The organism is Rhodococcus sp. 15-725-2-2b (assembly GCF_002259075.1).
In the GTDB taxonomy this organism is placed as follows: domain Bacteria; phylum Actinomycetota; class Actinomycetes; order Mycobacteriales; family Mycobacteriaceae; genus Rhodococcoides.
The window spans coordinates 138,929-162,181 of sequence record NZ_NPFL01000005.1 but is presented as its reverse complement, the minus strand read 5'-3'; the positions used below and the strand labels follow the sequence as shown (position 1 = coordinate 162,181).

Sequence of the window (23,253 nt, the reverse complement as noted above, 5' to 3'; positions counted from 1 at the left end):
AGCGAATCCCGAGTGGGAGCTCATACGAGCGCCCGCTCGGGATTCTCTGTATGCGGCCAACCGTCACCGTGTGTTTCTCGGCATGAACTGTCCGGCTGTCGAACCGATGAGTGCAACGCCGAAACCAGCGCATTGCAGCGCTGTCATGTTCTGTCCCAACACGATCCAACCGAGGGCGGCCGCGGTGAGCGGACTGAGGACGCCGAGCAGGGAAATGCTTGCCGAGGGCAGCGCGCGGGCACCGCGGAACCACAACGCGTACGCCATCGCGCCGCCGATCACCGAAAGCCACGCGTAGCCGAGTACAGCCTCGGCGTCGATGGCCCACGGACCGTCGTCGACGATCGGAATCAACGGGAAGATCACCATGCCGCCGACGAGTAGTTGCCACGCAGTGGAATTGAGCGGATTGGTGTTGGGCGGCACACCCCAACGCTTGGTGAGGACGATGCCGGTCGCCATGCTGGCGGTACCGATGGCCGCGGCGGCGAGGCCGATCGCGTCGAGTCGAACGGTGCTCGAGATCGTCGTCAGCGCGACCCCGACTGCAGCGACGAGGGCCCATCCGATCTGCACAGGACGCGTGCGTCCCCACCCGAGCGCCGTGGACATCGCGATTATGACGAGAGGTTGCGCAGAACCGACGACGGCTGCGGTGCCTCCAGGAAGCCGGTAGGCCGCTACGAACAGCATCGGAAAGAACAATCCGATGTTCAACACGCCGAGGACAGCGGTCTTCAGTCGCCAACCGCGTCCTGGAATCCCCGGTGAGATGAGTAGAAGCAGCAGCCCCGCCGGAACGGCGCGAAGAACACCGGCGGTCATCGGTCGATCCGGCGGGAGAAGCTCGGAGGTCACCAAATATGTTGTCCCCCAGACAATGGGGGCCAGTGCGGCCGCGGCGGTGATTCCGAGAGTCGAGGATGCGCCGCGTGGCTCCCGAGCGTGGGTCGAATCAGCATCGGTATGTGATGCCCGCATCTCGCCTCCTGGTTCGAAAAACATCTTAACGTTGAACTATCCCTGCGTTGAACAGTATGCGTATGCTTGCCGGACGTCAACGGTTCAGGGGTGAGGGGGTAGTAGGTGTCGGACGAGGTGCAGGATGCAGTGGATCGGATCCTGCAACAGTGGACGGTCGAGCGGCCCGATGTGGATGTCAGCCCGATGGCCGTCATCGGGCGCATCAGTCGAGCTGCATCCGTTCTGGACAAGCGTATTCAGGTGACTTTGGCCGAATATGGTTTGCAAGCAGGCGAATTCGATCTGATCGCTACGCTTCGACGCACCGGAGCCCCGCATCGCCTCACCGTGGGGCAGTTGCTCGACAGTGCGATGGTGACGTCGGGAGCCATCACGAACCGCTTGAATCGGCTCACGGACAAAGGGCTGATCGAACGCGAAATCGACCCGACAAACCGTCGAGTGGTCATCGTGCAATTGACGGCTGCAGGGATTTCGGCTGTGGATGCAGCGCTACCGGCACACGTGGCGAACGAGGAAGCGCTGCTGACATCACTTACTCCCGGCGAACGAAGCCAACTTGCTGCCCTGCTGAAGCGACTGCTGCTCGACATTCAGCAGTAGCAACCTCGTCGTATCCTTGGCCGCATGGGCGAATCGCAGATCGACTTACGAAGGCCCGCTCTCATCGTCATCGATGTACAGGCGGCATTCGACGATGCCGAGTTCTGGGGTCCGCGGGACAACCCGTCGTGTGAAGGCAACATCGCCGCTCTACTTCGCTTGTGGCGGTCCAAGTCCTGGCCGGTGGTGTTCGTCCGACACGACTCCGACAACCCCCGATCTCCATTGTCGCCGAGCGGTTCCGGGCACGCGTTCAAAGACATCATCGAAGGAAGTCCCGACCTACTGGTCAGCAAACGGGTCAATTCGAGCTTCTACGGCACGCCGGATCTCGATGCCTGGCTACGCGCCGAAGGCATCGACCAGGTCGTCATCTGCGGAATCACGACAAACCACTGCTGCGAGACGACGGCTCGCATGGCCGGAAACCTCGGATATGACACGTACTTCGTCATCGACGCCACTCACACCTTCGATCGCCTCGCCCTCGACGGAACCACCGTTCCTGCCGCGACGTTGTCGGCCATGACTGCGACCAACCTGCACGGGGAATTCGCAACGGTCGTTACGACGGAAGACCTGCTCTCGGGCTTGTAGCCGAACCGTTTGATACCGTTCGGTATGGCGATTCGGCGGACGACTGCGGGTCTCGCGGGACCCATCGTGTTGCTGTATCTGGGCTACTTCGCGTCGATCCCGATACTCGAGGCATTCGTTCGCGGGCTGTTCGAGCCGCGATTGAACTGGGCTGAGATCGGCTGGGGTGGAACGATTGTGTTCGCATTCATGGTCGTTGCAGGACTGATTGCATGCGCCGCGGCGATACGGATTCTTGTCGACTCGCCGCGATTTCCGGGAATCGTGGCGACCTCAGGTTCGTCCATCGGCCGAAAGATCGATGCGGTGGGTATCACTCTGATCGGGTGCGCTGTCGCCGTGATTTCGCTGATGGGCGAGGGTCTGGCACTCGGCTTCTTCGCCCCCATCGTCAATGGATGGTTGTGCGTCAACACAATTCGAAACTACAGATCGCTGTCCCGGTCCGGCCGAACTGCAACGGCACAGTGATCCGTGAACACCGCACTTGCGCTCGTACTGATGGTAGGACTTGGCGCGTTTGCGTACGGCGCTGCAGTTGGCTTTCGAGGTAGGGCGCTCCACGTCGACTACTACGGCCGCGACGTATCGGACAGGGTGAAGACCACACCACAGCTTCGCGAAGAAGCCAACAGGTCGTTCAAGATCTGGTGCGTCGTCGCCGCGATGTTGCTTCTGGCCCCGCTGATTTGGCTCTTCGCTGATTTCCAGCGCGAAAGAACAACGTGGGAGTTACTCGGTCTGGCGGCCTATGTCTTCATCGTCGTCATCGTCGGCAGCTACCCGTTCGCGAAGATGAGTGCTCCGCAGTGCCGTGATTAGGTGCCCTGGTTGGCACTTGACCGCGCCACTGCCGACGGCGCTGGACCGTCGTAGCGGGCGATCGGGCGAATGATCTTGCTGTCGTGCGACTGCTCGACGATATTGGCGCACCACCCCACCATTCGACTGCATGCGAACGTAGGGGTGAACATGGAACGCGGAATTCCGCACAGCTCCATGACCACGCCGGCGTAGTACTCCACATTCGCGTACAGCTTGCGGTCCGGCTTCAGATCGGCCAGCGCAGCCGTGATGACCTTCTCGACCTGCACTGCCTTGTCGATCAGGTCGCCGCCCAACTCCTGAGCCGTATCGCGAAGCATCACCGATCGGGGGTCGTCGGTTCGATACACCGGATGACCGAAGCCCATGATGCGCTCGCCTGCAGCAATTTTCGCTCGTGCCCAGGCGTCCGCGGAATCGATGTCGGCAATCTCGTCCAGCCCGTCGAGGGCGCGATCCGGGGCACCTCCGTGCAATGGGCCAGCGAATGCACCGATCGCGGCGCACACTGCGGACGCGATGTCCGACCCCGTCGACGCCACGACTCGCGCGGTGAAGGTCGACGCGTTGAACCCGTGATCGATCGTGGCGGTGAGGTATCGGTCGATCGCTCGGGCGTGGTCGTTCTCGGGCACCTGCCCGGTGATCATGAACAACCAGTTCTGCGCCGTCGTCAGATCTTCGCGTGGCTCGATGGGATTCTGGCCGGTCCGAATTCTGTGTACCGCAGCCAGAATGGTCGGCGTCATCGCGCACAGCCGCAGCGCCGTCGTTCGCTTGTCCGATTCCGACGACTCGTACAGCGGCACAGCACCTGCCATTCCCGACAACACCGTCCGCAATGCGAAGAGTGGTTGCTCGGGACCCGACAGTGCCACCGTCTTCACGGCTGCGGCGACGTCCGTCGGCAGCACGCGCAGTGGTGCCACCGTACGCAGGAACTCGGCGCGTTCGGAGTCGCTCGGCAACCGGCCCTCGACCATGAGGAACCATGCATCCTCGAACGTCATGTGTAGCGCGATGTCGATCGCCGAGTACTGGCGGTAGTGATAGAAACCCTCGTCGCCTCGTACATCTCCGATCGATGTGGTGGTGACGACGACGTTGTGGAGCCCGCGTGGGGCGTCGAGAACGGTCATGGCTGCACTCCTTTGCGCTGGTCAACCCCTACGATCCGCGCTAATGTTGATTCTTGTCAATGTTGATCGAGTCAATACGGAAGGCGGCCATGACGCACGCCGACGGTCGGAACATGCTCACCACCGCGCAGGCCGCCGCGCGGCTGGGCGTCAAGCCGGAAACGGTGTACGCCTACGTCAGCCGAGGTCTGTTGACCAGCACTCGGCTTCCCGGAGTGCGGGGGAGCGTGTTCGACGTAGACGAGGTCGAAGCCCTCGCAGGACGCGACACGGCTCGGCGCACCGACATAGGTGCCGTGGAACGAATTCGGACTCGGATCACCCTGATCGACGACGGGCATCTGTACTACCGGGGGCGTGACGCGGTCGAGCTCAGCTCACGCACTTTCGAGTCGGTCGCACATTTCGTGTGGACGGGTGAGTTGCTGGACGCAACGCGATTCGTCACCGATCCCGTTGTGGTGCAACGATGCCGAGATGCGCTGGGTCTGATGGCACCGAATTGCCGGTCCGTCGATCGGATCCGTATCGCCGTCGATATCGCCTCCACCTACCGACCGATGCGATTCGACACCGGATCCACATCCGTTGTCCGCGAGGCAGAGCAGCTGCTGGTGACGGTCGCAGCAGCCCTCGGTCGTGGTTCCGCGGACCTGCCGATCGCCGAATCGCTGTGGGAAGCAATCACGTCCGACGAGACCGATCCGAACGGGTTGACGGTGCTGCAGGCCGCACTCGTCCTGATGTCCGATCACGGTCTGGCCGCGTCGACGCTCGGAGTGCGGGTGGCAGCGAGCACCCGGGCCAATCTGTACTCGGTTGTCGCCGCAGGACTGGGGTGCATCGACGGCCCCCTGCACGGTTCCGCTGCAGACCCCGTCATTCGATTCATGTCGTCAGCGATCGACGATCCGATAGGCTCTCTCGCAACACATTTGAGGTCGGGAGAGCGGGTTCCCGGCTTCGGACACGTCATCTACACCGACCGAGACCCACGCGCCGAGGAACTGTTGCGATTGCTTCGGGACCCTGCCCATGGTGCGGACCCCACAGTGGTCGCTGCCGCGGACGTCGTCATCGAAGAGGTGAGCAACAGATTCGATACCTTTCCGAACTCGGACTTCGCTCTCGCCACATTCACGCTCGCCTACGGGCTCAGGGCGGATACGCCGGAAACGGTGTTCGCCTTCGCCCGCATCGTCGGGTGGACCGCACACGCCCTGGAGGAATACGACGAAGCGCCCCTTCGCTTTCGGGTTCCCGGCATCTACACGGGCACTCGACCGGGAACCTACTGAGGCGTCGGGCAATCCAGTAACGCGAACGCAGCATGCAGTTGGCGACGCGCTGCGGTTACCTCGGCTGTGTTGTCGGCCAGGTGATGCAGGAGGGCGCGCTGAAAGATGCCGTCGAGAAGGATGTAGGCGGAGGCCTGGTCGAGTGCAGGCGTAGTGCCGCGAAGTTCGCAGTATCGAGCCACCACACGCCAGATCATGTCCTCACGACGTTCCTCGATCTCGAGCACGTCGTTGCGGAACGAACCGTCGAACAAGGCTTGATTGCGCAGGTCGTACCAGAGTCGATGAATGCCGGCGTCCGCAGCCAGGGTTGCGAAATACTTCGCCTCGAAGTCCGCGTACAAGCCGGTGGCGTCGGCCGCGTTGGCCACCACCTCGTCGTAACGAGTGACGCAGATGGCCTCGTACTGGCGAACGGCGTGCGTGATGAGGTCGAGTTTGTCGGTGAAGTAGTAGTGCAGAACGCCGTGCGAATACTCGGAATTCTGCGCGATCTCCCGCAGTGACGTGCGGGCATAGCCCAATTCGGCCAGCGTGTGCAGTGTCGCCTCGGCCAGTTCGGTCCGCTTGGACTCGAACTTGTTGCGGGCTCGCTCTTCGATACGCGCGCGCGGATCAGCGGTTTGGGTCATGGTCCGTGTCCTTTCCGCGCGTGGTCGTCACCTCAGTGTATGCCCGACGTCCGATCGGGAAACCTCGGCGTCCGGCAGATCTTGGGCAGTTGTCCAGAAAAACCTTGACGTCTGTACAAATTCTATCCTAGTGTGATCCACGGCACACGTCAGAAGGGCGGATGTTCCCGACGTCCCCTCCGGTGCCCGACGTCTCAACCCATCTCGGTCCGCCGCGCGGACGGGCCGATCACGAGAGGACTTTTCATGCCAACCGACAAGCGCGTCGTCGTCTACGGAGCGTCGGGATACACCGGACGACTGATCTGTGAATACCTGCGCGAGTACAACATCCCGTTCCTGGCCGCCGGACGCGACGAAGGCCGAGTCAAGGGCATCATCGACGTGGTTCCCGGAATCGAGACCGTCGAACACGACGTCGTGGAGGTCGAGCACACCGCAGCGGCTCTCGCCGAAGCATTCCGGGGTGCCGAGATCGTCCTCAACACGGTCGGACCGTTCTCGCGATACGGGCACGAAGTTGCCCAGGCCTGCATCGAGATCGGTGCGCACTACACCGACACCACCGGTGAGCAGGACTGGATGATCGACGCCGATGCCAAGTACGGCACCGAGTTCGCATCCCGAAACCTGGTACTCACACCGGGTTTGGCGCAGATGTACAGCATCGGTGAGATCGCAGCGAACATCTGCCTCGAGACGCCGGGGTTGGACACACTCGACATCGAGGTCTTCTGGAAGGGACACCCGACGGTCGCGTCGACGAACACGATCCTCACCAACGCCGCGTTCTCCAAGGCCTACTACCTGGAGCAGAACGAGTACGTCGAATGGCCGGACGACGGCGTCATGCAGGTCGTTGTGCCCGGTCAACACGACCTGGGCCTGGCTCTTCCCTGGGGTGGGACATCCCATCCGGTGTGGTTCAAGAACGATCCGCGCGTAGCGAACGCCCGGGCTCTGGGCGGCGTGATCAACAAGCCGCTGATGCTGGCAGTGCCCCAGATCATCTCTGCCGCACTGGCTCAGATGGAAGGCAAATCCGACGCAGAGAAGTACCAGATCATCGACACGGTGTCGTCGTCGGTGCGCAGCGAGACGCCCCCACGGGAGAACCCGCGCATCAACACCTCACTCGACTCGGTCTACGCGTCGGGACCACTCGGTCGCGTGCATACCGTGATCCACGGCAACTGCAACTACAAGCAGACAGCTCTGCTCAACGCATACGCAGCGGCGCATCTGCTGCAGGGACCGCCGAAGAAGGTTGGATTCGCCTCCAGCTGCCAGGCATTCGGACATCGGGAACTGCTCGGCGTGCTTCGCGCGTTCGGGCTGGTGCTCGAGCCCATCGTCACCGCACACAGCTGAGGACAGGGCCGATGCGGCTGTCCGACTATCTCGACAAGGGTGTGTCACTGGGCCGAGACGCGCCGTGTCTCACCATTGGAGACACCACCCGAACCTACGGCCAGGTGTACGACGACACGGTGGCCATCGCCGCAGCGTTGCAGCACAACGGGATCGAGGCAGGTGACCGGGTCGCTGTGCTCTCCGCCAACGACCCGCTCGCGCTGACCTGCGTATTCGCGATCTCGCGGGCAGGGGCGGTGTGGTGCCCGATCAATCCACGCAACGAAGCCGACGAGAATCGGCAGCTGTTCGAGCTGTTCGGCTGCCGATTCCTGTTCTTCCAGAAAGCGTTCGCCGATCTCGTCGGTCGCATTCGCGACCAGCTTCCTCGGTTGGAATGGCTCGTCTGTCTGGACGGCGACGTGCCGGGAGCGCTCTCGTACGACAGCTGGCTCGTTGAACACGGTTCCGATTCTGTTGCCGAGAGACGACCGGCGGACGGATTGTGCATGATCGCCGGCACGGGCGGTACGACCGGAAAACCCAAGGGGGTGAGGCTGACCGAGGAGAACATGATGACCTCCACGGCAACAGCACTCATGAGTTATCCCTTCGGGGATCGGCCTCGGTACCTGGCTCTTGCACCGCTGACCCACTCGGCGGGTGTGCTGACGTTTCCCATTCTCAGTCTCGGCGGACACGTTGTGGTCATGGGCGCTCCCGACGTCGGAAAGTTCCTGTCCCTCATCGAGAAACACGGGATCACCCACGCGTTTCTGCCGCCGACGGTGATCTACGGCGTGCTCGATCATCCGGATCTCGACGTCACGGATCTGACGTCGCTTCGGTGCCTCTGGTACGGGGCCGCACCGATGTCGCCGACTCGACTGGAAGAGGCACTGACCCGCATCGGGCCGGTTCTCGGACAGCTCTTCGGCCAGACCGAAGCGCCGAACATGATCGCGACGCTCGCTCCGGCCGATCATTTCCGCAGCGACGGCACGGTCGCCACCGAGCGACTGAGTTCGGCAGGCAAGCCGACTCCCCTGACCACGGTGGCGATCATGAACGACGATGGTGGACTGGTCGAGCGCGGTGAGCGCGGTGAGATCGTCGTTCGCGGTCCACTCGTGATGCAGGGCTATCACGAGAATCCCGACGCCACCGCCGAAGTGGGTGCCCACGGGTGGCACCACACCGGCGACATCGGGTACCTCGACGACGACGACTACCTGTATGTCGTGGACCGCGCCAAGGACATGATCATCACGGGCGGGTTCAACGTCTACTCGGCCGAGGTGGAACAGGCCCTGCTCTCGCATCCGTCGGTGAAGGAATGCGCCGTCGTCGGACTGCCCGACGACAAGTGGGGCGAACGCGTCACCGCAGCAGTCATGTTGCGACCCGGCCGGGACGCGTCGGACGAGGATCTGATCTCACACGTGAAGGCGAAAATCGGAAGCATCAAGGCACCCAAACAGATTCAGATCTGGACCGACCTTCCCCGCTCGAAGGTGGGAAAGATCCTCAAGACCGAAGTACGCAGCACCATGTCTCACTCATCATCGAAGGGAAGCACACCATGACCGAGTTCGAGGGCAAGCGAGTTTTCGTGACCGGATCCGGAGCCGGCATCGGAAAAGCCATCTCCCAGATGTTCATCGAGCGTGGTGCTCGTGTCGTCGTCAGCGACATCGACGAAGGCGCAGCAGCCAAGGCGGCCGAGGAGATCGGTGCCGCCGGTATCGCGAACTGCGACGTGTCCGACGAGAGTCAGGTGCAGAGTGCGGTGGCGCAGGCCGTGGAGATTCTCGGCGGACTCGACATCGTCATCAACAACGCGGGAATCGAAGTGTCGTCGCCGCTGCTCCAGCAGTCGACGGAGAGCTTCGACAAGATCTACTCCGTCAACGTCAAGGGCACGTTCCTGGTGATGAAGGCCGCGATCGGTGCACTGGTCGAGTCGAAGGGAAACATCGTCAACATCGCCTCGCTCGCCGGAGTGGGCGGCACCGCGCTGCTCGGGTCCTACTGTGCGACAAAGGCTGCAGTCATCCAGCTCACCCGCGTCGCGGCCATCGAGATGCGCGCATCGGGAGTGCGAGTGAACGCCGTGTGCCCAGGATTCGCCGACACCGCAATGGTCGATCGATTGGTCCCGGACTTCGAAGCCGCAACCCAGATCCCGTTCGGTGACCTCGTCGCCGCCAAGCAGGGACGACTGGGCACTCCCGAGGACATCGCGGAAGTGACGCTGTTCCTCGCCTCCGACCGGGCGTCGTGGATCACCGGAAGCCACTACATCCTGGACGGAGGCTTGTCGGCGTCGCTCGTCTAGATTCGAGGGTTCCCCGTCGTCATCCCAGGGCGACGGGGAGCAACCCTCGAGGCGTCTCGGACGCAATGTTCGTCAGTGCACTGTCCAGCTTTGGATACCGAAACTCGAAACCGCTGCCCGTCAACACTTGTGGATCCACCCAACGACTCTTCAAGACCAACTCGGCCTCGGTGCGGATCACCCGTGCACCGAATTGAAGCAGCAATGCCGGTGTCGGTAGACCGTGACTGCGGCCGAGAGCGATCCTGACCTGCCGCATCAGCTCCTCGTTGGTCACCGGGAACGGAGTGGCGACGTTGACCGGGCCGGAGATGCCAGTGTTGTCGTAGAGGTGATCGAGGACGCGCGCCACATCGGCGACGTGCACCCAACTGAACATCTGGCCGCCGTCACCCATTGTGCCGCCGAGCCCCACCCTGGCCAGGTCGATGATCGGATTGATCGCTCCGCCGCCTGCACCCAGCACTATCGACATTCGAAGCGCCACTCTGCGAATGGCCACATCGGCATCGAACAGCTCCCGCTCCCACGCGCGGGCGACCTCGACGGAGAATCCCGACCCGATGTCGCCGGATCGTTCGTCCATCGGCCTGTCGCGCGAATCGCGATAGATGGTGCCGGTGCTCGCATTGACCCACAGATCTGGTGCGTTGGGCACGTCCGCCAGGGCGCGGCCGAGTCGAGCCGTCGTCTGGATGCGCGAGGACATGATCGCGTCCGCGTTCGTCTTGTTGTAGCGACAGCTCACCGAGCGGCCGGCGAGATTGACGACCAGATCGGAACCGTCGAGCACATCGACGAGGCTGCGATGGTCGGACCACGTTGCGTCGCTGGATGTTCCGCGGCCCACGGTCCTGACGCGAATGCCATGATCTTCGTAGTATCGACGCAAGTAGCCGCCGATGTAGCCGGAGGCACCGCACAGGACGACGGTGGACGGTGAATCACTCATTGTTCGAGCCCTTCTGGGGACGTCATGCGTTTCAACAGCCCGGCCACGTCGGTGACCAGCCCCCGCGCCACCGGGAGTCGAGCGAGGCGTACGGCTTTGGCAACCACTGGTACGAGCCCGTCGACCAATGTGCGGGTGCGTGCCTGGTTGTCCGAGGAATCGGTGACCCAGTGAAGGGTGACACCCATGTAGATCATCCAGAGCAGCTGTGGAAGCACGTCTTTCAGAGACGTCGGAACCTTCTGCTTCGACGTTTCCAAGGTGGTTCGCATGAGGTCGATGGCCATGGACCTGGCGTCGGACGATTCCTCCGAGAACGGGCTGGAACTGGACCGCGTGGGCAACGCCAACTGCAGGAAGGATCCACCGAAGGCGTGATACGGCTCCATGACGTCCAAGCCGGAATGCAGAACGGCAGCAAGGTTTTCGGACAGCGAACCGCCGTCGACGAGAACGTCGAGGGCGCGCTCGCGGTGGTCGCGCTGAATCACGATGTACAACTCGTTGACCAGCTCGTCCTTGCCGGCGAAGTAGTAGTACGCATTCCCGAGAGAGACGCCCGCTTCGTCGGCGATGCGACGCATCGTGGTTGCCTGGAACCCTTCGTCGCGAAAGAGACGTAGAGCTACCTCGACCACCTTGTCGCGAGTCTCGGACGTGCGAGCCATCGATTCACCTCATTTCTGAACGTGTTCAAAATTTGACCGTAGTCCTAACTTTGAACATGTTCAAGACCCACGGTAACCAGGTTCGTACACCCGCGACGTCGAAACAGGTCTGATTTTCGCCGAAACGCCGCGGCCCGTCGTCGTAGGGTCGCTGCTATGAACCGAGAACCTGTGGTGGCAAGCCGGCATGTGAGCCGAGTGATAGGGCGTACACGCGACGAGGTGTACGAGTTCGCGGCGAATCCCGCGAATCTACCCACATGGGCGACAGGACTGGCGAACACTCCAGTGACCATCGACGGCGATCGACTGATCGCCGAATCGCCGATGGGGCAGGTGACAGTACGCTTCGTGCCGCACAACGACCTCGGCGTCCTCGACCATGACGTCACGTTGCCGTCGGGGACCGTGGTGAACAATCCCGTTCGAGTACTGAGTCATCCGAACGGCGCGGAAATATTGTTCACGGTGCGTCAAATCGAACTCAGCGACGAAGAATTCGAGCGCGATCTCGCAACGGTCGCCGAGGACCTGAAGCGACTCGCGCAGGTGTTGGAAGATCAGTGACCACGCGCGTCCATCAGCATCGAGATGTACGCGTCCAATCGATCTTCCACGAGTCGCGGCGTCAAGTCGACGCGGCCCGCTTCGCGCCACGGGGCGGACCACAACTGCCCCTCTTCTGAGCAGGCCAGTGCATCGCGCACGCGCCAATACTGGCGCGCTCGTGTGTTTTCGGAGAGTACGCCACCGGACTCTTCATAGGCAGAGGCAAACCGCGCTCCCCACTGCGGCCCGTGCAGTAGAGCGAGATTGGTCGAGCAGTGCGCCACGTCGAGGTCCGTCGGCCCCCACGATGCCCCCGCCCAGTCGACGACCCCGGTGATTCGAGGCGTGGCGTCCTGCGATGCGTCGAACAGAACATTGCCGGGTTGGTAGTCGCGATGCAGAACTCGTCCGTCGTATGTCGGTACAGGCCCGCGTAGTACGTCGATCGCGGCGGCCCATACTTCCGCGTCGGCTCGGGCGGGCACCACGACGGTGTCTGCAGTGGTCATCGTCTGGTACTCGCGGGGTCTGGGATCGGTATTCACTGCATGAATGGCGACGAGTTGCCGAGCGAGGAGCGGAACCCGCTCGGCCACGCCCGCCTCGGAGAGAACCGTCGATCCCGGCAGATGGGTCATGAGGAGCGACGGGTACTCACAATGAGCAGCAGTGGCATCGACTGCCAACAGTTCGGGAGCCTGCACGACCGACCCCGAAAGCATTGTCAGAGCCGCGCTTTCTCGCTCCAACGAGTCCTGTGCGTGCTGCAAACTGGCTGGTTCTGTATAGGTGCGCAACACGAGGTTCCGGCTGAATCCAGCGGTGGTCCAGATGGTCAGCTTCCGCATCTCTGCGGTGATACCGCCGGACATTGGCTCGACATCGATGATTCGTTCGCCGGCGTCGAGAGTTCGATTCACCCACGCACGAGCGAGCGGACCTACAGTCGATAATGATTCGGTTCCGCTCACGGTGACACCATCTCACTTCGAGACGGTCGAGTAGTCGCTGCACTGCGTGCATCGGGTGAGCAGATCGTGTGTGCACGAGACGACGTGCTCGAGGAAGCGCTCGGCATGATCGAGTTGGGCTTGTTGCCGTCGTATTCGCGTCAGATGTTCTTCGATGACCGACGTTCGTTCGGGCTCGCCTCGGTGAAGTATCAGGCGAATGTCGGCCAAGCTGATGCCTACGCCTTGACAGGCTCGCAACACCTGCAGTCGTCGTACATGCTCCTCGCTGTAGTCGCGGTGGCCCGACGGTAGGCGCTCGGGCACAACGACTCCGACGTCGTCCCAATGTCTCAGGACATGGGTGGGAACGTCGAGCTGCCGCGCAACCTCTCCGATCTTCACCCGCCGATATTCTCACGTTGACTTCAGGTCCACCTGAAGTTTTAAGGTCATCGCCATGAGGCCCGAACGATACGATCTACCGGAGCCCATCTTCGTGTCCGTGGGCGGCGATCGGGTCGCAACCTACGAGCTGACCCCCGAGTCGGACGCACCATCCACTGACGTCGTGTTCTGCCATGGAACTCCCTGGTCGGCGCAGGTTTGGGCGCAGGCCGCTCGCCACCTCGGCGTCGGTCATCGGGTCTACCTGTGGGACATGCCCGGATACGGCCGCTCCGCGCAGGGACCTCAGGTGCGGACCGACCTGGCCACGCAGATGTCGCGGCTCGCGATGTTGTTCGACCACTGGAAGTTGGAGCAGCCCTTTGTCGTCGCGCACGATATCGGCGGTGCTGTCGCTCTGGGAGCCCACCTGATACACGGATGCGACTACGGCAGTTTGTTCTTGTGGGACGTGGTGACCCTGGACCCGTGGGGGTCCGAATTCTTCAGGCTCGTGGCGGACAACAGTGAGGTCTTCGCTGCGTTGCCGGCGTCCCTGCACACTGCGTTGGTCTCCGAATACATTGCCGGAGCAGCGCATCATCGGCTGGACCCAAACATCGTCGCGATGTTGACCGAACCCTGGATATCCGACGAGGGACAGCCTGCCTTCTACCGACAGATCGCCGAACTGCGGCCCGAGGACACGCGACCGATCGTCGACGCGCTTCCCCGAGTCCGCTGCGACACCTCCATCGGATGGGGCCGACAGGACCCCTGGATTCCCGTCGAACAGGCATATCGATTGCGACAGTTGGTGCCGGGTAGATCGCCTGTGATCACCCTCCCGGGTGTGGGGCATCTGAGTCCGCTCGAAGCTCCAGCACTCGTCCAACAGGCCCTGGACGCGTGGTTGCGTTGACCTGAGTGGGCGATGCCGTATCGCCGCGCCTGACGGATACTGAACTCGTGGTGCTGAGACGAAGAGGAACGTCCCTTATCGGAGGCAGAGGGGCCCAGTGGGTTCGCGAGCTGAACGAGCGACACCCATGGAGTCACAACGACTACTTTCACAGCTGGATTCTGGCGAATCTGCCGGACCGGCGTATCCGAGCAGTCGACATGGGCTGTGGGCGAGGCGGTCTCGTGCGTGCATTGGCCCCACACTTCGATCAGGTCACCGGGGTGGACTCCGATTCGGAGATGCGCCGAATCGCAGAGGTCACCTCTGCCGATCTGAACAATGTGTCGATCACTGATCGCCAACTCGACTCCTGGGCAGACGATTCGATCGATCTCGTGACCATGGTCGCCGTCCTGCATCACCTCGACATGGACGACGCGTTGCGTCATGTCGAGCGAATTGTCGCCCCGCACGGTCGCGTGCTCGTCGTCGGGCTTGCGCCGCCGCGAAGCGCACGAGATCTGCTGTGGGATTCGGTCTCCATCGTCACCAATCCGCTCATCGGATTTCTGCACCGCCCGTGGCCCAGCCCGGTTACGGCACCGCCGGCACCGTTCCCGGTCAAGGACCCCGTGGTGAGTTTCGACGAGATCGAGGACATGGTCGACAAGTGGCTACCGGGTGCGATGATGCGACACCGCATAGGTTTTCGACACACAATCGAGTGGACGAAGCCGGGTTCACGCAGATGACTTTCGACCCTGAGCGCCGGATGTGGGACGCACACAGCCCGGGCGTGCTGCAGTTGCCGTCGGGCAGCGTGGTTCGTGGACGCGCCTTGCGTGACCCGATGCCTGACGGACCTTCACCGGATTTCGGGGTCTACTTGCAGGGCAAGGATCCCGGCGGGTTCGACTGGGACAGTCGCTGGGTTCGTTGGCCCGACTTCTGGCTCCCGTCCGACTCGAAAGAACTCGAGGCCGTGCTTCGAGAAGTGCTGCGACGCTGCGCAACCGAGAGAGTCGAGATTGCATGCACCGGCGGTGTCGGACGAACTGGCACTGCATTGGCGTGTCTCGTCGCGCTCGACGGTCTGCCCGGCGACACGGCCATCGACTACGTTCGGCGACGGTACTCGCCTCGGACCATGGAAACGCCCTGGCAGAAGCGCTTTGCGAAGACGTTCGTGAAACCGGGTTCTCTGCTCTGAGCAGAATCGCCGACCCGTCGTGGAATCGAGGCCTAGGCTCCGATCATGGGCGAGGTGATACGAATCGATGAGCGTCGAGCAGCACGCGCAGTGGAACCGTTGTGGCGCGAAGTAGTCGGTCGAAGGCTACGCGAGCGCAGACACGCTCGCGGTGACACTCTGGCCGATACCGCTGCCCGGGCAGGCATTGCGCCGCAGTACTTGTCGGAGCTCGAACGCGGCCGCAAGGATCCGTCGAGCGAGATTCTTGCGGCCGTCGTCGGTGCACTGGGCACGTCCATGGCGGAGATCTCAGGCCTGGCGCATCACGACCTGTCCCGAGGCGACGCGACGTTGATGGCGGCCTGACGACCCTCCAGTACCTGGTCGACGACGCCGTAGTCACGCGCAGCCGGTGCCGTCAACACCAGATCACGGTCGGTGTCGTGGCGGAGTTTCTCGACGTCGCGTCCTGTGTGCTTCGCGAGAATCGCTTCCATCTCCGCCCGTACTCGAACCACCTCGTCGGCAGCCAGAATCAGATCGGGGATGGTCCCTCGGCCCTGCGCCGCAGGCTGATGCAGCACCACCCGGCTGTGGGTCAACGCCGAGCGGCGCCCTGGTGCTCCCGCCGCGAGCAGTACCGCCCCTGCCGCCACCGCTTGGCCCACACATGTTGTGGCAACGGGCGATCCGATGAATTGCATCGTGTCGTAGACGGCGAGCATGGCAGCCGTGTCACCGCCCTCGCAGTTGATGTACATCGAGATTTCTTGATCGGGGGAGTCGGCCTCCAAGTGGAGCAGCTGTGCGATCATCGCATTCGCCACACCGGCGTCTATTCCGGTACCGAGATAGACGATGCGCTCACTGAGCAGGTGCGAATAGACGTCGACGACGCGTTCGCCGCGCGAATCTCGCGTGATGACATTGGGAATCGTGTACGTGCTCATCGTGCCAACTCCATTCCGAACGACACCCGTCGCGCAGGCATGACCTGATCGAACGAGTCGACGATTGCGTCGACGAACCCGTACTCGCGGGCAGCCTCGGCGGTGAACCAGCGATCGTGCAAAGAGTCGTCGAAGATCTGCTCGCGTGTTTGCCCGGTGTCGTCGGCGATGAGGCCGAGCACCGTATCTCGGGTATGCCGCAGATCGTTGGCCTGAACCTCGACTTCGACGGCCGACCCACCGATGCCGGCGGACCCCTGATGCATCAGTATTCGAGAATGCGGCAGGGCATACCGCTTACCGCGCGTGCCTGACGACAGTAAGAACTGACCAGCGCTGCAGGCCAATCCGAGTGCCAGCGTCGACACGTCGCAGGGTACGAGGTGCATCACGTCGCGGATGGCGAGCATCGCGGGAACCGACCCTCCCGGTGAGTGAATCCACAGGGCGATGTCGGCGGAGGGATTCTCGGCCGCCAACGTCAGCAGGTGAGTGGTGAGGACGGTGCCGTTGTCGTCGTCGAGGGCACCGTCGAGCACGAGAACCCGATGGCGGAGAAGTTGATTGCGGAGTTCGGGCGGGAACATTCGAGGTGATTCGCTCATGATTCGAGTCTGCGTCCGAATCCGGTTGCACTCCAGTGCTTCTGCTGTGGGCAGCGACTCTGCTCACAGCTTCGTTGTACGTGGAGGGACAATGGTGAGATGACTGCACTCGAGTTCTCCGAATCCATTGTCGTCGCTGCGCCGGTCGACGACGTGTACGCCGTCGTCTCCGACATCACCCGAACAGGAGAATGGAGCCCGATCTGCCAGGAGTGCTGGTGGAACGAAGCCGACGGCGGTGGCGTCGGATCGACCTTCACCGGCCGCAACGTGGTGCCGGGACGCACGTGGGAGACCGTGTCGACAGTGGCCGCAGCCGAAGCCGGTCGTGAATTCGCGTGGGTGGTGGGTGACAACTTCGTCCGCTGGGGCTACACCCTCGAATCGGTGGACGGTGGCACACGCCTGACCGAGAACTGGAACTTCCTGCCCGGCGGCATCGCCCACTTCCACCGCAAGTTCGGCGACGACGCGCAGCAGGAAATCGACACTCGTAGCCAGTCGGCACTGGACGGTATCCCTCGGACCCTGGCGGCAATCAAGCGAATCGTGGAAGCCGGGGCCTGACTGGCCATCGACGGATAGCCTGTCCGCATGGCAGCAACGGTTCTGCGGGTGTCGACGGTCCTCGAATCACGGGGCCCCGCGGCAGCGATCGTGCTCAGTGACGAGCAGGTCGCGTCCCTCGGTTCCACCAAGACTCCGCCGGTTCGGTTCACGATCGGTGGGCAAACTGTGCGCGGTCGCATCGGCCGGATGGGTGGCGAGAATCTGCTCGGGCTCAACAAGAGCGTTCGCGCCACACTCGGCGTCGAGGCCGGTGACACCGTCGACGTGATCATCGAGTTGGACGACCAGCCGCGGGTCGTCGAGCTACCGCAGGCGTTGGCGCAAGCGCTGGATGCGGATCCCGCTGTCCGAGCAGCGTTCGATGCGCTGTCACCGTCGACGCGAAAAGAACACGCAAGATCCGTCGCCGACGCGAAACGTGACGACACCCGTGAGCGGCGTATCGCGGCCATCGTCGAGTCCCTTCGGCCCTGAGTCACGGGCTGCCTGCTGCTGTCGAGGCCGCAAACGCGCGCGCATTTGTCAGGTGCGCGCGATTCAGCTGGCGAACAGGTGACCGATTCGCGAGCGTCTCGCGCACGCGCGCGCGTTTGCGATCGACGTCGGGGCTCACACCACCGCTGCGGGTCTGCTCGACGCGATGGTCGGTGCAGGCGTACCCGCGGAGCTGAGGCCGGCGAGGATCTCCACGGCCGAGCTGATGTCGGGAAGCGACCGCGTGAACGGTATGCGCTGATGGTCGTCGAAGGCATACCCCGTTCCGAATCGCAGCCCCGGCGCCAGCAGCAATCCGTGCGAATGGGCTTCGGCGACGAGGGAACTGGATCGAATGCCGTCGGGTAGGGAACACCACAATGCCAGGCCTCCGTTCGGCACTCGAAAGTGCCAGTCCGGCAGTTGATGACGCATCAACCCGACGGTGTGGTCACGAGCAACTCTCGACGCCTCCGCGCGCACCCGACGCACCTCGTCGTATCGACCGAGCAACTCCGTAGCAGCCAGCTGATCGATGACGGACACCGAAAGTTGGCGTCGCGCATAGGTTGCGGCGATTCTCGACAATAGACCTGCCTCGGCTCGAACCCAGCCGACTCGCAGCCCTCCCCACACCGTCTTGCTCGTCGACCCGATCGTCACCGTCGCAATATCCGGGGTTGCCGCACCGAAAGGTTCGATGTCGGGCGACCCGTCGAGGGACAGGTCCGCTGCTACCTCGTCGACGATGGTCAGTACGGCATGGCGATGCATGGTGGCCGACAGTTGCCGCCGGGTCCTGAGGGGCAGCCGCGCGCCCGACGGATTGGAGAAGTCGGGCATGAAATACGCCAGCGTGGGAGCGCTCTGTCGAGTGGCTCGATCTGCCGATGTCACGAATTCGTCGGTGTCGTCCGGGTCGATGGGCACCGGGATGCAGCGACCGCCCAGTGAATGAACGAGTTCGACGACACCCGGGTACGTCGGATGCTCCACCAGCACGCGGGCACCGGGCTCGGTGAACGTGGCCAACACCGCGTGGATGGCGTCGGTGGCACCGGAGGTGACGAGAACGTTGTCGGCCGTGGTCGGTACTCCACGCCCTCGGTAGTACGCGGCAATGGCTTCGCGGAGCTCGAACAAACCGGACGGAGCGTAGCCACCCAGGGAAAAACGGTCTCGAATCCTCTCTGCCGCAACGCCGTACGCATCGGACAACAGAGGCGAGGCCGAGGGGGACGCGTTGACGAACTCCAAATTGGTAGTCTCCCGGTCGCCGGCCAGCGATCCCCAGGACGGTAGCGAACCCGTCGGGGAAACATAGGTACCCGAGCCTCGCTGGGCGCTGATCCAGCCGCTCTCCCGAAGATGACGATAGGCCGACGCAACCGTCACCCGACTGACGTCCAAACTGATCGACAGCGCGCGCTCGGCAGGCAGCCGCGTCTGAGCCGATACCTCACCGCTCTCGATGAGCCGACGCAACTCGTCGGCGATCTCGAGGTAGAGGGGACCACCGGATCGGTTGCGCAACGTCGATGGGTCGATCCGTGCGGCCAATTCCGGGGCCGAGATCGCGGTCGCATCGTACGAGTCCATGCATGCCACTCTTGCACACTGGACTGCACATTTTCGGCCGAAAGCAGTCCATTGTTTGTTCATGATCGCAATTGGAGCTGTATTGGTCCTGTCCATGGTGGGCGCAGGGTGGACCGTGGTCGCGCTACGCGAGGGTGGGCGATGCGGGCCTGCCGGACCACCGCGGAGTCGTGTTCGGTCCGACTGACCGCGCGTTCTGGCTCAGCGAGTCGGTGCAGAGCCTCTGACGATGCAGCGAAACCCGATGTGGGACATCCCCGAGTCGATGGGTTGTGCCTGCCGCGATGCGGGACGGTAACGGCGGCAATAGTTTTCGGCACACAGGTGGGAACCGCCCTTGATGACCCGACGCGAGACGGTGCCGGCGGGATCGTTCGGATCGTGGCTGCCCGCGGCCGACGTGACGCGCGGATCGACCGCAGGTCCGCAGCAGGCATGGGTGGCGGTCTCGCGGTGATCGGTGCGGTAGAAGTCCGACGTCCACTCCCAGACGTTCCCGGTGACGTCGTACAGGCCGTAGCCATTGGGTGGATACGACCGCACGGCCGTTGTCCTACGGTCGGCGACCGGTTTGAGGTTCTGCCACGGAAATTCTCCGATCCAGTAGTTGGCCAACTGCGTACCCATCGGCGCCAGTTGGTCTCCCCAAGCGTAGGTCGCGCCGTTCAACCCGCCACGAGCCGCGCGTTCCCACTCGGCCTCGGTGGGTAGTTCCTTGCCTGCCCACTGGGCGTAGGCGTTCACGTCCTCCCAGCTCACATGGGTGACCGGATGCAGTTCGCGACCGTCGACACCGGACCCCGGGCCCTCCGGATGTGCCCAGTTCGCCCCCGGGATGAGCCGCCACCAACCCTGCCAATTCGTCAGATCCACCGGGCCCTGCGTCGGGGTGAACACCAGCGAACTCGGGACCAGACGCGTTGGATCGGCATTCGGGTAGTCCGCCGGATCCATCGGCCGCTCCGCCACCGTCACATACCCGGTGGCTTTGACGAACCGTCTGAACTGGGTGATGGTCACCGGAGTCTCGTCTGCCCAGAACCCGTCGACACTCACCTCGTGAACGGGTGCTTCCTCGGGATAGTCGACCCAGTCCGACCCCATCCGAAACGGGCCGCCGGGCACCCACTGCATTCGAGGGAAAGGTGGGGCGCTCATGGCGGCGATCGTACACATTGCCGAGGAATCCCATTGTGCTGTGCCGGAATTGAGTCGACTGTGCTCGACCTCTGCCCGTGACCGTTTCTTTGCCGTGCCCGCGTACCCGCACCGGCGCAAACGCGCGCGCATTCGCTGAACGCGCGCGAACTCGTCTCACCGATGGGTGCCGATCCGCTCACCTATGGCAAGTGCGCGCGCATTCGCCGGGTCCGGACCGCGACGACGAGATCCGGATCGCGCCACCGAAGCCCAGGTCGCGGTCGCGGTACCCGTCAGTAGCGAAACGTGATGCTTGCCACTTCTCGAACCCGCTGTTATCTTGGAAACACATTCCATCAGATGGAATCGTTCATGGAATTCAGAGGAGTGGACAGTGGCATCTCGTTCCAACGAAGTACCCGTCGCGATCTCGGGTGCGGGGCCGGTGGGGATGGCGTTGGCCATCGATCTCGCCCTTCGCGGTATCCCGAGCGTGCTGTTCGAGAAGCGTTCGGAGGAGGAACGGATCGTCGCACGCGCCAACATGACCAACGTTCGCTCCATGGAGCACTTCCGACGCTGGGGCATCGCAGATGCGTTGCGCGACAACGATCCTGTGAGCCCTATGGTCTACCGTGACGTGGCCTTCGTGACCCGCCTGACCGGTCACGAGGTCTTGAGGTTTCCCCGCGCATACGAATGGTCGGAGCGTCTGCCCATCGCGTCCGAGGTCGCGGAATGGGCCCCGAACGAGGCGATCGAGAAGACGCTGCGGGACCGCGTGAAGTCCCTTCCTCTCATCGATCTGCGCTTCGAGAACGAAGTGAAGAGATTCGAGCAGAACGACCACGGGGTGACCGTCACCGTTACCACCCCGGACGGCGAACAGACGCTGCTGGCGCAGTACATGGTGGTCTCCGAGGGCAGTCGCAGCCGACTCCGTCGTGACGGCCTCAACGTGCGAATGGAAGGTCATCCCAACCTCGCACGCAGCTTCCTGTGGCACATCAAGGCTCCGGCACTGGCCGAGCTGTGGAAGGCCACACCGATGGCCTCGATGCTGCTGTTCTACAACGAGGACCGCGCCGGCGACAGTCTGGTTCCGCAGTCGGGCACCGATCACTGGGCCTACTTCTGCTCGCCCGTACCCGAGGACGTCGACGGCGACGACTGGGAAGCGTGCCGCAGCATGCTCTTTCGGGCGATCGGTGAAGAGTTCGAGGTCGAGCCGCTCGCGGGCGGCACCTTCATCACCCACTCGATCCAGGCGCCGCGCTTCGACTTCGGCCGCGTACTGCTGGCCGGCGACTCGGCCCACATGGTCTCGCCGATGGGCGGATTCGGCATGAACATCGGTATCGGTGATGCCGCCGACCTGGGTTGGAAACTCGCCGCGCTGCTCGACGGTTGGGGCGGCCCCCTGATGCTCCCGAGCTACAGCATCGAACGCGGAGAAGCGGCGCGCTTCATCCTCGCCGGTTGCGAGAGCAATCAGGCCGTGGGTTCGCGCGAACTGGTGCGCGACGGCATCGAGGACGACGGCCCCGTCGGCGAAGCGATCCGCGCCCAGGTGGCCGAGGACATCGCGATTCAGAAGGCCCGTCAATTCAAGAGGATGGGCGGCCAGCTCGGCTACCGCTACTCGTCGTCGCCCATCATCTACCGCGACGGAACCGACCAGCCTGCAACGTCTTTCGAGGACTACGTACCGTCCTCGTACCCCGGCAATCGCGCACCGCATCATTGGCTCGCGGACGGCTCGTCGCTGTACGACCACCTGGGGAACGGCTTCACGCTCCTCGTGCTCGGCGACGTCGACCACGATGCACTCACCGACGCAGCTGCAGAACGCAACGTGCCACTGCAGATCCTCACCGTCGAGGACCCTGACCTCACCGATCTGGGTGAATTGTATTCCGCGAACGCAACATTGATCCGCTCGGATCACCACGTCGCGTGGCGCGGCGACGCACTACCTGACGATCTCGATCATCTGCTCGATGTCGTCACCGGATCGGTGTCCTTCGCCTGAACAGCCACACCCAACCGCAACTCCCAACAACGAAAGGCCCACTCTCATGCCCAAAGTCACCCGTTTAGGCCACGTCGGACTGTTCGTCGCCGACCCCGAGATCATGATGGAGTTCTACTCGACCTTCCTCGGAATGACCGTCACCGACCGCGACGAACGCCGCGTCTTTCTCAGTTCGCGGCCGTCGGAGGAGCATCACGAGATCCTGCTCGCGAAGAACCTCGAGCGCCACACCGATCCGCAGCAGCTCTCGTTCGTCGTCGATTCGTTGGCCGACCTGCGTGCGTTCTATGCCCAGATCGTGGAGCGCAAGTACGACATCGACCACATCAGCAATCACGGCAATGCGCTCGGTTGCTACTTCCGTGATCCGGAGGGAAACCGAGTGGAGGTGTACTGGCACACCGGAATCGAGTGGCCGCAGCCGTTCAGCGAGCCCATCGATCTCTCGCTGTCCGAGGAGGAGTTGCGCAGCCGCCTCGACGAGATGGTCGCGGCGTAGGAAACCCGGC

General features: G+C 63.1%; 28 protein-coding genes. 17 read left to right on the top strand and 11 right to left on the bottom strand.

Going from position 1 to position 23,253, the window contains the following annotated elements; genetic code table 11:
* Positions 1-63: 63 nt before the first annotated feature.
* Positions 64-981, bottom strand: coding sequence for an EamA family transporter (locus CH306_RS05535; RefSeq protein WP_094645931.1), 918 nt, complete (start codon positions 979-981; stop codon positions 64-66).
* Between the two features lie 105 nt (positions 982-1,086).
* Between CH306_RS05535 and CH306_RS05530 the strand changes: the two genes are divergently transcribed.
* Genes CH306_RS05530 through CH306_RS05515 form a run of 4 tightly spaced genes read left to right on the top strand, consistent with a single transcriptional unit; the run spans position 1,087 to position 3,006 of the window.
* Positions 1,087-1,587, top strand: a complete 501-nt coding sequence (locus CH306_RS05530) for a MarR family winged helix-turn-helix transcriptional regulator (protein WP_094630187.1) — start codon at positions 1,087-1,089, stop codon at positions 1,585-1,587.
* 24 nt (positions 1,588-1,611) lie between these two features.
* Positions 1,612-2,184, top strand: coding sequence for a cysteine hydrolase family protein (locus CH306_RS05525; RefSeq protein WP_094645930.1), 573 nt, complete (start codon positions 1,612-1,614; stop codon positions 2,182-2,184).
* Between the two features lie 24 nt (positions 2,185-2,208).
* Entirely contained in the window at positions 2,209-2,655 is a 447-nt protein-coding gene (locus CH306_RS05520; protein WP_094645929.1) for a hypothetical protein, read from the top strand.
* Positions 2,656-2,658: 3 nt separating this feature from the next.
* Positions 2,659-3,006 carry a hypothetical protein gene (locus CH306_RS05515; RefSeq protein WP_094645928.1) on the top strand — a complete coding sequence of 116 codons (348 nt, stop codon included), beginning with the start codon at positions 2,659-2,661 and terminating at the stop codon, positions 3,004-3,006.
* Here the strand turns inward: CH306_RS05515 and CH306_RS05510 are convergent.
* The gene (locus CH306_RS05510) at positions 3,003-4,148 is read right to left on the bottom strand and encodes a citrate/2-methylcitrate synthase (protein ID WP_094645927.1); all 1,146 of its coding nucleotides are present in this window, start codon (positions 4,146-4,148) and stop codon (positions 3,003-3,005) included. The genes CH306_RS05515 and CH306_RS05510 overlap by 4 nt on opposite strands.
* A gap of 89 nt (positions 4,149-4,237) precedes the next feature.
* On the opposite strand from CH306_RS05510, the gene CH306_RS05505 reads away from it, so the two are divergent.
* On the top strand, positions 4,238-5,446 hold the full coding sequence (locus CH306_RS05505) for a citrate synthase (protein ID WP_256981046.1): 1,209 nt from the start codon (positions 4,238-4,240) through the stop codon (positions 5,444-5,446).
* Here CH306_RS05505 and CH306_RS05500 read toward each other — a convergent pair.
* Positions 5,440-6,078: a TetR/AcrR family transcriptional regulator gene (locus CH306_RS05500; protein ID WP_094630196.1), complete on the bottom strand. Its 639-nt coding sequence runs from the start codon at positions 6,076-6,078 to the stop codon at positions 5,440-5,442. The two genes, CH306_RS05505 and CH306_RS05500, sit on opposite strands and share 7 nt — an antisense overlap.
* Positions 6,079-6,324: 246 nt before the next feature.
* Here CH306_RS05500 and CH306_RS05495 point away from each other — a divergent pair, with 246 nt between their 5' ends.
* From CH306_RS05495 to CH306_RS05485, 3 genes are read left to right on the top strand one after another with little or no spacing between them, the layout of a single operon-like run.
* Positions 6,325-7,449: a DUF5938 domain-containing protein gene (locus tag CH306_RS05495; RefSeq protein WP_094645925.1), complete on the top strand. Its 1,125-nt coding sequence runs from the start codon at positions 6,325-6,327 to the stop codon at positions 7,447-7,449.
* Between the two features lie 11 nt (positions 7,450-7,460).
* Positions 7,461-9,017 carry an AMP-binding protein gene (locus CH306_RS05490; RefSeq protein WP_094645924.1) on the top strand — a complete coding sequence of 519 codons (1,557 nt, stop codon included), beginning with the start codon at positions 7,461-7,463 and terminating at the stop codon, positions 9,015-9,017.
* Positions 9,014-9,769: an SDR family NAD(P)-dependent oxidoreductase gene (locus tag CH306_RS05485; RefSeq protein ID WP_094645923.1), complete on the top strand. Its 756-nt coding sequence runs from the start codon at positions 9,014-9,016 to the stop codon at positions 9,767-9,769. The genes CH306_RS05490 and CH306_RS05485 overlap by 4 nt, the downstream gene beginning before the upstream one ends.
* Before the next feature lie 19 nt (positions 9,770-9,788).
* Here the strand turns inward: CH306_RS05485 and CH306_RS05480 are convergent, their stop codons facing one another.
* Together CH306_RS05480 and CH306_RS05475 are read right to left on the bottom strand one after the other, a co-directional pair.
* Complete coding sequence (locus tag CH306_RS05480; RefSeq protein WP_094645922.1) at positions 9,789-10,721, bottom strand: TIGR01777 family oxidoreductase; 933 nt, start codon at positions 10,719-10,721, stop codon at positions 9,789-9,791.
* A complete protein-coding gene (locus CH306_RS05475; protein WP_094645921.1) occupies positions 10,718-11,389 on the bottom strand; it encodes a TetR/AcrR family transcriptional regulator in 672 nt (223 codons plus the stop codon). Before CH306_RS05475 ends, CH306_RS05480 begins: the two co-directional genes overlap by 4 nt.
* A gap of 156 nt (positions 11,390-11,545) precedes the next feature.
* On the opposite strand from CH306_RS05475, the gene CH306_RS05470 reads away from it, so the two are divergent.
* Positions 11,546-11,956: an SRPBCC family protein gene (locus CH306_RS05470; protein WP_256981045.1), complete on the top strand. Its 411-nt coding sequence runs from the start codon at positions 11,546-11,548 to the stop codon at positions 11,954-11,956.
* Here the strand turns inward: CH306_RS05470 and CH306_RS05465 are convergent.
* Together CH306_RS05465 and CH306_RS05460 are read right to left on the bottom strand one after the other, a co-directional pair.
* A complete protein-coding gene (locus CH306_RS05465) occupies positions 11,950-12,858 on the bottom strand; it encodes a phosphotransferase family protein (protein WP_218829661.1) in 909 nt (302 codons plus the stop codon). The two genes, CH306_RS05470 and CH306_RS05465, sit on opposite strands and share 7 nt — an antisense overlap.
* Positions 12,859-12,921: 63 nt before the next feature.
* The gene (locus tag CH306_RS05460; protein WP_094645919.1) at positions 12,922-13,293 is read right to left on the bottom strand and encodes a MerR family transcriptional regulator; all 372 of its coding nucleotides are present in this window, start codon (positions 13,291-13,293) and stop codon (positions 12,922-12,924) included.
* A 55-nt stretch (positions 13,294-13,348) separates the two neighbouring features.
* Between CH306_RS05460 and CH306_RS05455 the strand changes: the two genes are divergently transcribed.
* From CH306_RS05455 to CH306_RS05440, 4 genes are read left to right on the top strand one after another with little or no spacing between them, the layout of a single operon-like run.
* Complete coding sequence (locus CH306_RS05455) at positions 13,349-14,197, top strand: alpha/beta fold hydrolase (protein ID WP_094645918.1); 849 nt, start codon at positions 13,349-13,351, stop codon at positions 14,195-14,197.
* Positions 14,198-14,202: 5 nt separating this feature from the next.
* Positions 14,203-14,931 carry a class I SAM-dependent methyltransferase gene (locus tag CH306_RS05450; RefSeq protein ID WP_306437703.1) on the top strand — a complete coding sequence of 243 codons (729 nt, stop codon included), beginning with the start codon at positions 14,203-14,205 and terminating at the stop codon, positions 14,929-14,931.
* On the top strand, positions 14,928-15,389 hold the full coding sequence (locus CH306_RS05445; RefSeq protein ID WP_094645975.1) for a protein-tyrosine phosphatase family protein: 462 nt from the start codon (positions 14,928-14,930) through the stop codon (positions 15,387-15,389). Before CH306_RS05450 ends, CH306_RS05445 begins: the two co-directional genes overlap by 4 nt.
* A 45-nt stretch (positions 15,390-15,434) precedes the next feature.
* Complete coding sequence (locus CH306_RS05440; protein WP_032396143.1) at positions 15,435-15,737, top strand: helix-turn-helix domain-containing protein; 303 nt, start codon at positions 15,435-15,437, stop codon at positions 15,735-15,737.
* Here the strand turns inward: CH306_RS05440 and CH306_RS05435 are convergent.
* Positions 15,695-16,321, bottom strand: coding sequence for a ClpP family protease (locus CH306_RS05435; protein WP_094645917.1), 627 nt, complete (start codon positions 16,319-16,321; stop codon positions 15,695-15,697). The two genes, CH306_RS05440 and CH306_RS05435, sit on opposite strands and share 43 nt — an antisense overlap.
* The gene (locus CH306_RS05430; RefSeq protein WP_032396141.1) at positions 16,318-16,926 is read right to left on the bottom strand and encodes a ClpP family protease; all 609 of its coding nucleotides are present in this window, start codon (positions 16,924-16,926) and stop codon (positions 16,318-16,320) included. Before CH306_RS05430 ends, CH306_RS05435 begins: the two co-directional genes overlap by 4 nt.
* 99 nt (positions 16,927-17,025) lie before the next feature.
* On the opposite strand from CH306_RS05430, the gene CH306_RS05425 reads away from it, so the two are divergent.
* Positions 17,026-17,493 carry an SRPBCC family protein gene (locus tag CH306_RS05425; RefSeq protein WP_094645916.1) on the top strand — a complete coding sequence of 156 codons (468 nt, stop codon included), beginning with the start codon at positions 17,026-17,028 and terminating at the stop codon, positions 17,491-17,493.
* 27 nt (positions 17,494-17,520) lie between these two features.
* Entirely contained in the window at positions 17,521-17,970 is a 450-nt protein-coding gene (locus tag CH306_RS05420; RefSeq protein WP_094645915.1) for a YdeI/OmpD-associated family protein, read from the top strand.
* A gap of 135 nt (positions 17,971-18,105) precedes the next feature.
* Here the strand turns inward: CH306_RS05420 and yczR are convergent, their stop codons facing one another.
* Together yczR and CH306_RS05410 are read right to left on the bottom strand one after the other, a co-directional pair.
* Positions 18,106-19,569: a MocR-like transcription factor YczR gene (gene yczR / locus CH306_RS05415; RefSeq protein WP_094645914.1), complete on the bottom strand. Its 1,464-nt coding sequence runs from the start codon at positions 19,567-19,569 to the stop codon at positions 18,106-18,108.
* 201 nt (positions 19,570-19,770) lie between these two features.
* Positions 19,771-20,727: a formylglycine-generating enzyme family protein gene (locus CH306_RS05410; protein ID WP_256981044.1), complete on the bottom strand. Its 957-nt coding sequence runs from the start codon at positions 20,725-20,727 to the stop codon at positions 19,771-19,773.
* A gap of 376 nt (positions 20,728-21,103) precedes the next feature.
* On the opposite strand from CH306_RS05410, the gene CH306_RS05405 reads away from it, so the two are divergent.
* A complete protein-coding gene (locus CH306_RS05405) occupies positions 21,104-22,741 on the top strand; it encodes an FAD-dependent monooxygenase (protein ID WP_094645912.1) in 1,638 nt (545 codons plus the stop codon).
* 46 nt (positions 22,742-22,787) lie between these two features.
* Positions 22,788-23,243, top strand: coding sequence for a VOC family protein (locus CH306_RS05400; protein ID WP_068055139.1), 456 nt, complete (start codon positions 22,788-22,790; stop codon positions 23,241-23,243).
* The last annotated feature ends 10 nt before the right edge of the window (positions 23,244-23,253 follow it).